Annotated in this window: 1 pseudogene; it reads left to right on the plus strand. The window is 54.6% G+C overall.

The window, feature by feature from the left end:
* Positions 1-129 precede the first annotated feature (129 nt).
* Positions 130-16,775: pseudogene (locus CA13_RS18165) on the plus strand (hypothetical protein); the annotation flags it as partial.

Below are 16,775 nucleotides of genomic sequence, written 5' to 3' on the forward strand. Positions count from 1 at the left end.
TCTTCCTGTTCTATCTAGGGATAGTTGGATTTCCTGGTTCGCGGTTCGCTCGGACGATTGTCTTTACCTGATCGCCGCAGATTCACGGTGATCGCAACTCATCAAGTTCTCTCAGCCAAGCTACTCATCATGCGAAACTCAGGCTCAACAACTTGTCGTAACCTTCGTGGTCGATCCAGTCGAATCTCAAAAGCAAAACGCCGTGCTGCGCATCAACGTCGGCACCTAACAGAAAAACTCGAAGAACGTGTCTTGCTTGCCGGCGACTTAGGGTCGGTCGAGGAGACTTTCGACCAGCAACCTCTCGCATCAGAATTCGATGAAGGTCCCGCCTCAATCGCGAGACTCGCTGAAGGTGAATTGACAGGCAACCTCAGTAGCATCGATTCGTTTGGACAATCGCTGCGCGCGGCGGTTGATGATATCTCTCGAGTCGTGGGAGCGATTAGTGCGTCGAGTGAACTAGGGCAAGAAATTCCGTATCTCGGGTCGCTGCTGCCGGTGGATGTTGGGAATTCAGCCGTCATCGATACTGCTTCGATTGGTGCGTTGTTTGACCTAGCTGATCGGTTTGAAGAGGACGTGGCTGAGCCGCTGCGAGCATTTTTGGATTTGGTGCCAAATGCGTCTCCGTCGCAATTGGTTGCACGATTCGATTTTTTAGATCCGGTACCGGGTATTGCCGGTGGACTTGAAGGAGTGCGGCTGAATTTAGATTTGGCTCAGCAATTTGAAAGCAGCGTGGCGGCACTGTTGGAACCAATCACGGCCAGGGTTGGTGGATTGATCGATGCGGTCGATGGTGATGCATTGGCGACAGAGCTGCCAGTGAATCTCTCACTCGACAATTTTTCACTCGATGTGATTCGTGATGCTGCTGACCAAGTGGGGATTTCGATTCCGGAGTTTTCGTTGGACTTGTCACGATCGGATTTACCGCCGATCGACTTTGCGGCTAATGTCGGCTTTTTGTCCGGCGGCGTCGTCGGCGGAGCGATCGAGTTAGACATCGGCTTCGAGTTGGACTTTGGTGGATTGTTTAGCGACCCATCGCTCGACACCAGCGATTTGGCAGGATTAATCTCACTGGAAACGCTCAGTGAGATTTCAGCAATCGACATTAGCGATGCGATTGACCTGAAAATGATTGGCGACGGTTTGAATGTTGAGTTGCCGTTTGATTTTTCGTTATCCGGTTTTGATCCGGGCGATCTGTTACCAATCTTCACACTCAGTGACGACAATCCGCTCGACGATGTCTTTCCCCAATTTGGCTTGCGGATTCCGGATGGTGCGGACTACTCAGCTGAGTCGATTCTTGGCTTTCACTCGATTGATGGGACGGGCGTGCTTAGTTCGCTCGACCAACTTGGCAGCGTCTTCGGAGCCTGGGAACAAGGGTCGCTATTGGATTTCCCTGTTCCGCTTGCCAGCGATTTGACGCTCGGCGAAGCGTTCGGATTGGCCGAGGGCTACGGCAGTGCGGTGCTGCAATTTTTGACCGATGGTGACGGTTTGCCCTCGTTCGATTCTATTCAGGAACTCGCTGAACTGATCCCAGGCGTGAGTAGTCTGACCGACAGCGATGCGCTCACATACGATCCCGAGACGAAGTTGATTACGCTGTCGCTTGATTTCTTCCGCAGTCCTGATCCGATCGTGACTCAAGCGAATTTGTCTCTGATTGCGGGCGCTGACGCTTCGCCAATCGCCTCGGTGCAAATAACGCCGGGCGAAGCGGGGATCAACAACCGCTTAGAAGTCACACGCGATTTGTCGTTCGGTTTGCAATTACAGATTGATTTTTCGGGAAATGTAAAGTCCGAGAAAATCGTCAACGTGAACGAGAACAACAAACTCGTCTCCGACCCGCGCGAGAACATTCGCTCGTGGGCTTCGATGCTCGACGTGCTCGAGCGTTTAGGAGTGGCACATTTGTCGGATCAGACGCAGATCCTACAAGTCCAACTTCGCGACGGCAGTGTGGTGTCGGCGAATATGGGCACGGTCGATGCAACGACTTCAGTCGGCGAGTGGCTCGAGCGAGGCCGCGTCGTCCGCAATGGCGAAGTCGTGATGGAGTTAGTGCTGAGGGAGTTTGACGCGTTTAATCCAGCTGCGAACGATTTCGATTTGACAGACCGCGTCGAGGTGCGCGATTACACAACCGCACCGGTTGTCGCCCAAGATCCGGTTGATGTGGTGGTCGATTACCTTGTTTCAACGCCTGACACCGGATTTGATGACCCACGACTATTGACGTCTGACGAGCGGAGTGCGGATTTGCCAGCCGAAGTCGAAACGGTTGGCCAAGCTCGTCGCTGGGTGATGGGGCAAGTCGAAAACTATTTGGAGTCAACCTTTGCTCGAGCGTACGATGGCGAGCAATGGATCATTCGTGCGGAGTTCAATGATATCGGGGACCCCGATTTCGCCGGATCGGCCGAGCCGAATCTTGTGTTCCCCGCGAGCACCGATCCGGCTTCGGTGGTTTATCCGCCGACGCTGGCGAAACAGCTCGAACTGAAGCCCCGAGAGGCGGCCGAGCCGGATGTTTTGGCGTACTTTAACAATCTAAACGCCAACTTTGATTACGGCGTCGCGGCAGAGATCGTGCCAGGGCGTCAGCGGTTGTTTACCACGATGCTACACGAGATTGTCCACGGGCTAGGCGTCGGCAGCGAGAGTAAACCGGGGCAAGCCATCTTTGACGGCTCTGGTGCGCTCGTTGGTTTTGATCGCAATGGAAACTTCCGTTTTGACCAGCATCCCGCCGTCTACGATACGTTCTTGACTGTCGAGGACATCCGTGGGTTCGGTCAGCGGACTCCCTATGTCGATCTGACGCCAGCCGAACGGTTGGATGTTCTGGATGGGAACTACTTGGTTTCCTTCGATGGCAGTCATGCCAAAGCGGCGAATGTTGTCTCGGGCAATCCCGCTCCGTCGATATACACTCCGGTGCCTTATGAGGAACTTTCGTCGATCGATCATTTTGCACCGGCCGACTACAACTCACTCGGCGAATTGTTGTTGCCAGCACCGAGTCCGCTAGCGCCCGAACCAACGGCGATCACACCGACAACGCTAGGTGTTTTGCAAGACATCGGATACACGCCAATCGCGCCTGCTGAGACGTCATTGTACGAACTCCAGACGAGCGAATTTTGGAGCCGCTTCTTCGATACCACTGCCGATGGGTTACAGTCACCTAGGCTTAATGCGGAGGCGGCTCTGCGGGATGATTCGGTTCCGCTAAAGAACTTTGTGTTTACCGATACGGTTGAATTTGATCGACCACTTGAAACACTGGAGTTTCAATTTCGCAATGGAACCACCGCGTTTCTTGATCTTGGCACGATTGACGACGCAACCCTGGGCGACTTGTTCGACTTTGCCGATGCGACGCCTAATTTGTCGATCGGGTTCACCGTTGGCGGTTTGAGGTTCATCGACGAATCAACGCCTGCAAGCGATGGCGTGTTTTCAATCGCCTGGGTGGATTCGGGCAGTCCGAACCTGCGTGAGATTGGTCAGTTGGTTCCGATCGGCGCGGCAGCTGACGGCGTGTCCGAATTGCTCACCGATCGAATCTTTGTGCCGGTCCCCTACGATGGTGAATCGCCCATCGACCCTACAACGACGCTAGGGCGTTTACTCGATGGCACGCCCTATGAATCGCTGCTTGGTTTTGAATCAACCGCGACAGTGACGATGCCCAGCGGTGAAACGTTCGATATCACCTCGGGGCCACTGACGCCCAACCGCACGCTTGCCGACGTTCTCGACACATTGTTGGTGGAAGATGAATCGGGTGAGAACATTCGCGTGAGCGCCTGGATCGATTCCGATTCGGATCGCGTAACTCTGGTGGACATCGCCTCTAGCGAAGGGGACAGTCCGTTTTCGATTCTCGATACAACGGACGACTTTGGTTTCTACGGCGTGTTGTTTGGCCAAAGCAGCGGGGATTCGTTTGTCGAACCGGTCGTGGATGCCGATGGCGACGGGCGAATTCTGGGGCCGTCGCTTTCAAACCTTCCCGGCAACCGCATTGAACCACTCGCTGCACCGGCCATCTACGTGGACACCGCCCAGTCGGTTCCCTCGTGGACTCGTGTCAGTACGATCGTCGAGCGAAACGGTGGCGATCCGTCGGAACCACAAACCGCTGTGGTGCGACTGCGAGACGGTTCCGAAGTCACCTTGCGTGTCAGCAACCCTCGCAGTGTCACACTGGCTGACGCGGTGATCCAAAATCGATTTATTACGTCCGCGAGTGAACTGAAAGCAGAGTTGAAATTCGACGAGGACGGCTTGACGTTCGTTGACTACACAACCGGAACTGAAACACCCGCGATTGTTTCCGCCGTCGGGCCGTTCTGGGCGCGAGCGATTGGAATTGCTGACGACACTTTGCCAGCGGACGTGCCAGGTGTGATTCTGCCGGGACAACTCAATTTCAGCCGGCTCGATTTCGGTGGCTCGATGACGCTCGATCAGTTCATGCCCATCGATAGTCCGTTTCGCGGCACGCCATCGGCCGGTTTGATTATTTCGATACCGGATGGGCAATCGACTGGCGTTTCGGCACCCAGTCCAGAAGAGCTAACACTGGATCGATTACTCGAATCGTTGACGATCCGACGCGATGGCAAAATGTTGACTCGGGCGGAGATCGTCAACGAACGGATCGAAGTGACCTATTTGGGTGACGCCCAAGGTGCGTTGGTGATCCAGCAAGTCCCATCGACCAATCCCCGCGATTTGGCGTGGCTGGGACAATTTGTGCCGATCGGCGAGTCGAGCAGCAGCAATGGACACAAGACGGTCGGGCGTCCGCTCATCCCAAGTCTCCCGAGCCTATCCATACCGCCGCTTACGCCTGACACACTGGTACTCAATACACCACGACTGAGCGGCAACTTAAACGATACGCGGACGAGTTCCGCACGCATGAGTCTTCGTGACGGCACGGTCATGACACTCAGTACCGGCGAGATTACCGGCGAGACAACATGGGGTGAGTTGCTTGGCCGATTGTCGATCGCCGGTGATGACGGCGAACGGCTGTTGCGGGCGTCGCTCGATGGCGATGCACTTCGGCTCGAAGACCTTTCCGATCCAATCGACGGTAACATCTTTACGCTCGACGAAGAAGGCATTGCAGATGACAACGGCCTGTTTTTCCGTTTCATGGACGTCATCGATTTTGAAGATTTCGTGCCGCGCGATCTCGATGGTGACGGGATTGTTCAAAGTGGTTCATTGACGGTGCAGTCGCTGACGCCAGAGGCGACGCTGGGTGCAATTGTTGGTGACGATTCGCCGCTGTTTGACATCATCGACGGTGCGGGGACGGGCGGTGGCTTGATGTCGTTCGGTGACGGAATGTACTTCGGTTTGGATCTACCTGATTTCACTCCCGATTCGACGCTGCAAGATGTTGCCAACGCTTTCTCGTTTATAGGGACGGAACCGGGACAGCAAATCACGACTCGATTCGAGGACGGCCGGTTCATTTTGTCGGACCTGACCGATGTCGCCATCAATGCGGAACCGTTCTCGATGCAAATCCACCCGCGACAACCGCTGATCTCGCGATGGTTCGACCAACTGTTTGACCGCGACCGCGATGGCCAGCTCTTTTCCGCACCCGTATCGCTCCAGAACGCTGCTCGTCGCATCGACCCTTCGACAACCCTCGGCGACTATCTGCGTCTGCAAGGCATGGGCAACCTGATCGCGGACCCGATTCGATACCAAGCCGAATACACGCTACGAGATGGAACGATCGACACGTTCTTCGTTCGGATGACCGACAGCATGACTCTGGCAGAACTCGCTGAGAATTTCGATGTTTACGATGACAACGGCAACCTGATTATGGACGTGGTACTCGTTCAAAAAGAAACTCTCATCGGCGGTGATGAACTTCGTTTCGTAATGACGGATCTATCCGACCCGACTGGAGATTTTTTCTTCAGTGTTGTCGCCGATGTCGCATCCGATCCGCCACCCGAGGCGCTGATCGCGTTGATGCTCGGGCTAACCGGAATAGACCAAAGTGATCACGGGACGCTGACCGGCTCGAATCTCAATACGACGAACCAATCGATTGACGACCGTGTTCGTATCAAGCTGACCGAACCACCGACGCTGCACGCCGCCATCGGATTCCAAGCGTCGAACTTAAACGCATCGGCTCGTATCGGGGAATTGTTGGCAGTCGGACTTCAAGATGGCGACGCCAGTGGATCAGCGTCGATCGATTTGTCGTTCAAAACACCCGCCGGCAAGGACTATCTAACGCTATCGGACCTCGCACGATCGATCATCAATCCGCGTGAATCGTTGAACATCGACATTGATGCCGATTTGGCATTCGGCAGCGAGCTCTTCGTCGATCTGGCTGGGCTGAATGACCAGCCAGCCGATCCGAACGCAATCCCACGAATTGATGTGACATGGGACAACCTCATCACAACCGATCCCAGCTTGCGTCTACAACCCGAAAACTTCATGTTCGTGACCGAGAACTTTGACAATCTGATCAATATCGGTCGGTTGTCAGTTCAAGACATCACCAATTTGATTCGGAAAGTGGTTGATTTTGTTGAGAGTTTGGCGGGTGAAACTTTGCTCGACAAACCGTTGCCACTAGTCAACACGTCACTCGGTGAGGTGCTTGATACGGTCGACCGAGTGAATGAGATTGTCGATCGAATCACGGAAAATCCCAATGGTACGCTGGATACACTGGAAACCGAGATCGCAGGTTTGTTGGGGCTACAACCCGATCAGTTTGAATTGTTGCTGGATTTGCAAACGCAAACCTTGCGAATCGAATTGAATTTGGGACTCGACGCTGATACCAACGCTTCGTTCAACTTGGACCTCGCCGATCTAGACTTGAGCCAACTGGATGGCTTGGTCGATCTCACGACTAGCGGCAATGTCAACATCGGTGCGTCAGCTGAATTGCGGGCTCATTTTGGGCTCGACTTTGCTGCCTTGACCGACACTAATTTTGATGAGCTTGTGTTCGTCTATGACACCAGTGGTTTGTTTGCCGGTGCGCAGATTACAGCGGATGATATCGCCTTCTCGACATCGATCTTGTCACTTGGTGTCGATGTCGGCCCAGGCCGAATCACATTGGATCGTGACGGATTGAATTTCGATGGCACGCCTGAAAACGAAGAAGATGCGGAAATCAGCATTGCAGCCAGCGGGGAATGGGCCGGCGGTCGCAAGCCGCTGACGTCGCTAACGGCGGAAGATTTTGAATTGAACTTTGACCGTGACTCGGCATCGCTTGGTGTCGATTTACCGATCACGTTCCTGGGCGATACGCAAACACTGCAAGTCCAATGGAACCATCTCGATTCGTTCGCCTTCGATGTGCTCAGCGCCGGCGAGACAATCGGAGATTCGACGAGTACCGCGCCGAACATCATCGCTGTGCCTGATCTTCAAGCCGCGATTGGCAACTTGACACTCGCCGATGGTTTGATCGCGTTGGCCGAAGGCCTGCAAGGATTGTTCGGCTATATCGACGATTTCTTAGGCGATGAAGTGCTGGGGATTCCGATGCCGTTGATCGGCGATGCGTTGGACGGAGCCGTTAGCTTTGTGGAAACCTTTGTCGCACCGCTTTCTGATGGACTGAGCCAGGGTGCAGGCGTAGGCGAAGTGATCTCGGCCGCTGGTCAACGGATTCTATTTGAAACGCTTGGTCCGGGGATAGGCGGAAACGGCTTGAACGTACTTCGCGATGCCAACGGCGACAGCTCGATCACGCTGGCCGATGTTGGTATTTCCATCGATGCGGAAAACGAGATTGCCTATGTGATCAACATTGGTCGAAATGGCATTGCTCGGCAAACGCCGATCAACCTGGATGTCGGCGGCAATGCTCTCGGGTTGGAACTGACTGGGGATGTCGCCATCAACGCAGGTTATGGACTCGCCATGGTTGTGGGATTCAACCTGGACGATGGACCATTCGTCGAGTTCGGCGACGGTAATGAAATTGCCATCGACTTCTACGCAGGCGTCGACGATCTTGTGGGCGAAGCAGTGCTGGGGCCACTAGCAATCAATGTCTCGACGATCGACGCCGATCAGTTGACCTTACAGCAGCGCAAGGATGCTCGTATTGACGAGAACAACGTTGCAACCGAAGCGGTCAATGCGATTCGCGGCAACTTTGGAATCGATTTCCCCGCGGGTCGATATACGTTGGGCAATATCGGTAGTGCTTTTTCGCTAATTGATGTCGATGTGAATTTTGTCGGTTCGATTCACGCTCATATCGATACCGGAATCAATACATCGATCGACGGAATACCGACCATCGTCGGTGATTTACATTTGAACTTCGATCGAGCGACCGGTTCGTTTTCGGACGTGCTAACCAGCATCACGGCGCCACGCATTTCGCTATCGAACGTGGGGCTGGATCTCGGTTCGTTCGTCAGCAACGTGCTGGCACCGGTGCTTGAACCTGTTAACGAATTTTTGGAGCCGATTCGTCCGATCCTAAAGCAGCTTACTTCACCGATTCCAGTGCTCAGTGATCTGATTGGGCCGACCACCTATGTCGACTTCATCCGGCTGTTTGGCGAAGGGGGTGATACGGTGGTCGAGTTTGTCGATGCGGTTTCCAACATAGTCACCTTGATCGACATTCCCACGAACGCCGATTCGATCATCTTGCCGCTCGGGAATTTCGAGACGGTGGTTGACTCGGTCACCGGCAAGCTGCAGCCGATGCCGATCAGCGGGCAAACCAACTTGGACGATTTTCTCGATGGCGTCGATGAAGATTTAGCCGAGATGCGTGACTACTTGCAAAACATCCCGCAAGAGGAACCGGAGTTTGATTCGAGTGGTCAATTAATGACGACGCCCGGCAAATTCAGCATCCCGTTGCTGAAAGACCCGGCTAGTGCGATTGGGTTGCTGTTCGGGAACGACGTGGATCTTTTGAAGTACCAGGCTCCGAAGTTGGAGGCTGGTTTTCAATTTAGTGCGTCGATACCGGTATTCCCGGCATTCAGTATTGTCTTCGGTGGCCAATTCCAAGCGATTATCGATTTCGCGTTTGGCTACGATACATCGGGGATCTTTAAGTTTGCCGACACAGGCCGTGCGTTGGATTTGCTGGACGGATTCTATTTTGACGACCGAGCGGTTTATGCGAACGGAGTGAAACAAAGCGATGTCGCGGAGTTGACATTCCGCTTTGCAGTGACCGCGGGTGGCGAGATCGATTTGCAAGTTGCGAAAGCGGGCGTGGAAGTCGGCATCGGTGCCTCACTGCTGCTGGACTTGAATGATCCGAACGAGGACGGCAAGATTCGTTTTGCCGAAGTGCTAGAGAACCTGCAACTAGGAAACGCACCCGGCCTTGGGCCACTGTGGATTTTTGATGCATCGGGCCAGCTTGACGCGTTCTTGACCGCCTACGCCAAAGCGTTCGGTATTCGGGTTCAGACGACGCTCGGCCCGAAAGTGCTCGTGAATTTTGACTTCCCCCGTCCCGAACCGGCCAACCCAGAACTGGGGCATGTCGAAGCGGATGGGCGATTGGTGGTTCATGCGGGGCCAAACGCATCGCTGCGGGTTGAGGGTGATTTGGGCGATGGCGATGACATAATCTTTATCAGTGAGGACGAAGACACTGGTGAAACCATCATCACCGGCTACGGAACCGACCAACGCTTTAGCGGTATAACAAGCGTTTACGTTGACTCGGGACGGGGCGACGACAACATCTACGTCGAAGAAGCTTATGCGCTGCCGGTAACCGTCTATGGCCGAACGGGCGATGACGAAATCACCGGTGGTGCGGGACCGCTTACGGCTTATGGTGGTGGCGGCAACGACGTAATTTTTGGCGGCAGCGGGAACGATCGGCTGTATGGCAATGGAACTGACACCATCGGCAGCGAATTGGTCGAGATTCCTGGACAGCCACCCATATTGATTGTGACAACCGACGTTGACTTGATCGACGGAGGTGCGGGTGACGATCAGATTTTTGGCGGTGAAGAAAACGATCAATTGCAAGGTGGCGATGGTAATGACCAAATCCACGGCAATGGTGGCGACGATTACCTCGGCGGTGGTCGAGGTGCTGATTTGCTCTATGGCGGTGACGACGACGATGTTCTTACTGGCGATGATGGCAACGATACTCTGTACGGCGAGGCAGCGGACGGCAGCGGCAGCGGAAACGATTTTCTGCAAGGTGGCATCGGCAACGATCGACTCGATGGCGGAGCCGAAAACGACGAACTTTTCGGTGGTCCGGGTGCAGATGATCTATTTGGTGGACCAGGCAACGACTTGCTCGTCGGTGCAACGACGACTCGCGATAATCCTGATTTTGACTTGCTGCAACCGACGCTGGACACCAATAGCCACACGTTTGACGGAGGCGAAGGGAACGACCGGATTTCCGGAACCGCTGGGATCGATACGGTCCACGATTTGTTCGGACTGAATATCGTGCGCACCTATGAATCAGCCGATTCGATCACGCTCGGTGATGGAAACGACATTGTTTTCTCTGGTGCAGGTGAAGATATTGTTGATGTCGGCGACGGGTTGAACGAAGTTTACACTGGCGCTGGTTTTGACATCGTCATCGCCGGTGTCGGCACGGACTTGATTGATCTACGTCCGCAAGCGATCGGAACTGGTAATTCGTTTGGTTCGCAAGTGACCGACCGTGGTGGCAACAATCGTATCTTGGGCGATAGCGGCGATGACATTATTACGGTAACAGGACTCGGCAATAACTTTATCGACATTGGTGAAGGTTTCAACATTGTCACGACCGCCGGCGGCAGCGATACAATTCGCACCGGTGGCGGCAACGACGTGATTAGCGCCGGCGACGGAAACAACGACGTGTCATCCGGAGCGGGAAATGATGTGGTTACGACCGGCATCGGCAATGACCGCGTACGCCTGGGCAGTGGCGATGATGTGGCGATCAGCGGCGCGGGTAATGATGTTGTTTCCGCAGGCGGAGGCAACGACTTTGTCGATACCGCCAGCGGTAATGATCAGCTGCGCGGCGGCGACGGCGACGACATTCTGATAGCAGGCATCGGTAACGATACGGTTCGCGGCGAAGCGGGCAACGATGTGATTTGGGGCGGACGCGAAGAAGCCGCATCGGCGACGTTGTTTTCGAGCTTGGTCTATCCAGCCGAATATGACGAAGCGACAACGGAAGTTTCGCTAATACCACTCGTACCGAGCGCCGTCGCAGGAGGGCCGGTCGAAGGCTCACTCGAAGACGGTGACGATTTGCTCCGCGGCGGCGATGGATTCGACATTGTCTTCGGTGGCGGCGGCAATGACGATATCGATGGCGGTGCGGGAGCGGGCTATTTGGATGCGGGACGAGGAAACGACATCGTTCGTGGCGGACCCGATCAAGATGTGATTCGTGGCGGCGACGGTGACGATGACCTGCGCGGCGGCGGACATCTTGATTTCATCTATGGCGACGGCGGTGATGATCAGGTTCGCGGTGATGCCGGTGTCGGTTCCATTCTCTATGGCCAAAAGTTGTTCGGTGGCTCGGGCAACGACATGCTGTACGCGTACGCGGGCAATGCTTCGAACGAATCACAGCTGCTGGGTGATTTCCTGGACGGTGGCTCGGGTGCTGATGATTTGTTTGGAAATGTGCGTCGCGAACGAATTGAAGGTGGGATGGGCGATGACCGAATAGAAGGCGACGGGCTTGATGGGCCAAACTATGGTGCAAATGAGAGTCCATTTACGACTGGCGGCGGCGACCTTCTCGTTGGTGGGTTTGGTGACGATCTTCTGCTTGGCGGCGGCGGTGACGACGAGATTTGGGGCGGCGGCAACAGCGACGAAATTGAAGGCCACGCTGGGACGGATCGGATTTACGGTGGTGGCGGAATCGACTTTGTCCGATTCGATGTGCTGTACGGTCCAAGTAACGATACGATCGACGGGCACTTTGGAAATTCGCCTGAGGAGACGATTCGCACGCCCGATGATCTTGCCACTGATATTCTAGTGATTCCTGGAACAATTGGGACTGCGAAAGATGACGTGATTCTGCTCGGCGGTGACTCGGCAGGCAATTTAGTTGTGGACTACAACGGAATCGAATTGCCGGCAATCATTCGTGACAGCGAAGGTAACACGCTGGTCGAACAATTCCAAATCGATGGCTTTGACGGAAACGATATGATCGGTTTTCTACCTTCGTTGGATTTGAGCGATTTGGCCCAGCGTAGCCGCGATTGGGTCGGGGTCTTTAACGGCGGCGCAGGCGATGACACGCTGCTTGGTGCCGCCGGTCGTGACCGGCTCGACGGTGGACGCGGTAGCGATACGTTAAAAGGTTTTGGTGGTGATGATCGACTTTGGGGTGATTCGGGAATCGGTGCGTCGAGCGATTTGGACATTCTGTTCGCGGGACCGGGTAACGATGATTTGCTCGGTGGTGTCGGCATCAATCACCTGTACGCTTGGTCCGATTTTCCAGGCGATCCTGGACCGAACTACGGCATCTTTACACCGAATGGTCCATTGGAGCAAACGGGATTGAACCGGATGCTGGGCCGCGATAACGATGACTTGTTGTACGCCGGCACGGGGCTGGACTTTATGTATGGCGGCGATGGCGATGATACGCTGCACGGAGTCGATGGTGTGCCGATCGAGTTTGGAATTGGCGTGCCCCAGGAAGACGAATGGCTCGAATATGCTCGCGAGACGGATTCGGTTTGGTACTACGGCGGCAGTGGTGCGGATGACATCATCACCGTCGACTATGTGACCGAACCGGGCGCACTGGGCGATCACCACTTGATCACACGGCTTACTGAGAACAACGGTCTGTTCACCTTCGACGCGCAAGTGCAACTTGATTTCGCCGCCACCAACCCCGACGGTTCCTTGGTCTGGGATCCATCCGATTTGGTGTACAAGTTGGAAGAAGTTCAGTCGATCGAAGATGAGGACCAGCGAGAACTCGCGACGCAAACGCTTGCACTTTCAGGCGGTCTCTTACCGCCTGAAGGCGACTATTTGGCGATTATTGTTAACGCAGGTAAGGGGGACGACCAAGTTTACGTAGGACCGACTGTTCAGCGGAGCGTTTGGGTCGCTGCGGGGGAAGGTGATGACCGAGTTGAATTCTCTACTGGCACACCGTTGTTGGTCGATTTGGCCGATACCGAAGGTCGCAACGAAGTGGCGGGTGACGCGGACGATCCGTCGAATGCTTATGAATTGCCAACATTTGAACAGACCACATTGTTCGCAAATTTGACGATCGACAATCCTCGCGATGTGGATTGGTATGAATTGGATCTCGCTGGACAAACCATCGCAGAAGGCGGCGCGATCGTGGTCGATTCCATCTCGGCGGATGATGCGTTGACGCTCGACTTCTATCAACTCAGTGACGATGTTTTGAAATTGATCGAAACGGGCAAGCCGAGCGAGACAGCAACGATTGATCCTAACAAGTCGACTCGAGTTTCGATTGAGTTCGATAGAGATATTGAGTTCACCGACGACGATTCGATCCGGTACTTCATCCGTGTTACCAGCGATGCGGAAATTCCGACCCAATACGACCTGGGCATCGACTTGGGCGAAGGCTCACCGTTGGGGTTGATCACGCAAAATCTAGGCGTCCAATCCGATACGTTCCTCCGACGGGATGTGATTGTTGGCGGTGCGGGTGCGGATCTGCTGCGCGGCGGACCGAGCGAAGATTGGGTGATAGGCGGTAGTGGCAACGATGTCATCTCCGGCGGCGATGACGGAAACGCCAGCGACATCTTGATCGGGGAAGCTGGTGATGACGTATTCCAAGTCATTCCGTCAGCGATGGAAGAGATGGATTTGACGCTTGCCGATGAGATGGATGGCAGCGAGGGCTATGACCGAGTGCTGTTTTTGGGTGGTAACCTTGATTCGTTCGGTCGGCCGGTGAACGATCATGTTGCACTTCGCTACAACGCGAACTTAGCTCGCTACGAATTGGCGGCCTTGGTTTGGGATACGGCCAACCAGCGGTTCATGACGAACGACGCCGGCGATGAATTTTTAATGCATACGGCGAGTTATCGTGCACGCAATGTCGAAGCGACTGAGTTTGATCTGCGCAGCGGTGATGATGAATTGCATTTGGAATCAGGCTACAACTTCCCGTTGCCCAATGGCACGGTCGATACGACCGAAACTTACGGCATTGATCTTGGCGATAAACAAGCGGGTGGCCAGGCGATTTCATTTACTGTTTCCGGAGGCAATGGAAACGACCGCATCTTTGGTTCGCCGTATGCCGACACGATCGACGCCGGCAGCGGTTTTGACTTGGTGCTTGGCAACGGCGGTAGCGATTCAATTCGCGGCGATAGTGGTCGCGATTTGTTGATTGGCGGCGAACCGGCGTCGAACGTGCCGCTGTTCGACCCATTGGAAGTGACAAGCATCGATGGAGTGCCCCAATCGAACGATTCCTCCGTTGCGGCCGTTTGGTTGGACTTAAGCAGTGGTATCGCGACCGGTTTGACGCTGCACGACGGCGACGAAGGGGATTGGTATATCTTGCCGAAGCCGAGCGAACCGCTCGATGTAGACTCGATCGGGATTCAGTTCGACGATTCCAACTCGATCGGTCAGACGCTGTTCGATTTGCAATACGACCAACCAACACTCGAACTGTTCCCTGCCGTGGCCGATGCAAGCGGTCGGTATTATGTACCAACATCGGGCCAACCGGATGTCTATTTGCTGCATGTTCGTAATCCGCTTGACGCTGCGATCATCGCTGACACTCGACCGCGAACGGATCCACAGTTCTTGGGCAACCCCGTCAACGTCGATGCGTTTGTGCGTTTGGATGGACCGTTTTCGCTGCCGAAGAAGCTGAGCATTAGCATTGCACCCGGCATGTCGGGCGCAGAAATCGCGGATCTTTTGCAAACCGAGATCCGAGATGCCAATATCGACGATCGGCTGTTCGCAGCGTATGACGAAGGGCGAGATCGGTTGATATTGCAATCGCTCAATAACGCCGATTTGATTGTCGAAGGTAATTTCGCCAGTAACCTACGGTTCTTGGGTTTCAGTGATGGGCAAACCAACGACCGCCCGGCAGGCCCGTTGGGTGAGTATTCGATTGGTACACGCGTTGCATTCCCGCCGCCAAGCACAGACGTTTTGCTAGATGCGATTCCGTATGAGTATGAACTTGCAACCGCGGACATTAGCTATGTGGCTCCGGCGACACCGATTGATATTTCGCTGCCGAATCCCGACTTGAATGATGCGCTGCGGATTGAAGGTGACACTTCACAGCAGCAACTTGGCGAGATACTCTCGATCGGCGACATCAATGGAGATTTGCGTAATGATTTCATGTTGGTCGGAAATGATACGGCTTACGTATTTTTGGGTGATCTCGACCCAATGGCCACGGTGGTGACGGCAAGTGACACCGCGGACTTTGTGTTGGATATCAGCGATGGTCTGAGGCCGATTCCTGGCGTGGTCGATTTGGATGACGACGGACTGAACGATTTGGCGTTTTGGATGCAAAGTCCTTCCGGCGGATTTGTAGACATCGAGATTTTGCTCGGTAACGATCTTGTGAATGCGCCGACGATTTTCCCAAGCATCGACCCAGGAGATCGAGTTTTGGATGCCAACGCCCTGTCTCGCCGCGTGGTTTCGTTTGGAACAGACACAACCATCACCGCGATTGATTTTGCTTGGCTGCGTTTCAACGACGACCAGACGCCTGATCTGATGGCGATTTCCCGAACACCGATCGTGCAAAGCCCCGTATCATCCGCAAATTTGGGGTACGGATACATTTACGATGGTGCTCTGCTTGCCGAGGACTTGGTCGGTGCGCCGAGTGGTGACAACCGATTGGTGTTCATCAACGATGACCGAGAATCGGGTGCTGCGATTGGCGGTTTGATCGACAATGACCTCGATAGTGCAACGCCATTTTCGGACGACATCTACGCTGTCGCGGGCGATTTTGATGGCGATGGCATGGATGAAATCGCGTTGACAAAACCACGCGGTTGGACGTTCGATTCCGTGACGGTAGGGGAACCGTTGATCGTGTCGCGGACGTATTTGTTGGATACCGCTGGCGCGGACGACTTGGATTTGTCGCTTGGTCGCAGCAACACCGCACCGACTGTGCTACAGCATTACGAAGTGAATACAGGTGGCGGCTTCGGAGCGATCAGCACCACCACGCCGCTGACGGTTGCGGATCTAGACCGCAATGGTATTGATGATCTGATCGTCGCACGCGAAGTCGAGAACGGCGACTTGTTCCACGATGCGTTGTTGGTCTATCGCGGCGAAACACTGTCGAGTGATTCGGTTAAGGCGGATAATTCAGCGACTGCCGATAAACGACTGCGCGGTGTTACGGATCGGTTTGCTGGTCTGTTTGGCGTTGATGTCTCGGCAGGTGACTTTGATGGTGACGGAGAGATAGATCTCGCGATTGGCCAGCCCAATGCCGGTGGCGGTGACAGTTCGATAACGATTGTCTATGACGTGATGGCGGGACCGGCAATCCGTGACATCAATGATCCGATCGGTGATGCTCGCCACGACGTAATGCGGTTGACTCGGCTGGGAACCAATGATGCACTGGGATGGTTAGCGCCCACGGCATTCGATATCACTGGCGACCGGATCGATGATCTGATCGTCGGAGCGCC

Origin of the sequence: Novipirellula herctigrandis, assembly GCA_007859835.1 — a bacterium.
In the GTDB taxonomy this organism is placed as follows: domain Bacteria; phylum Planctomycetota; class Planctomycetia; order Pirellulales; family Pirellulaceae; genus Novipirellula_A; species Novipirellula_A herctigrandis.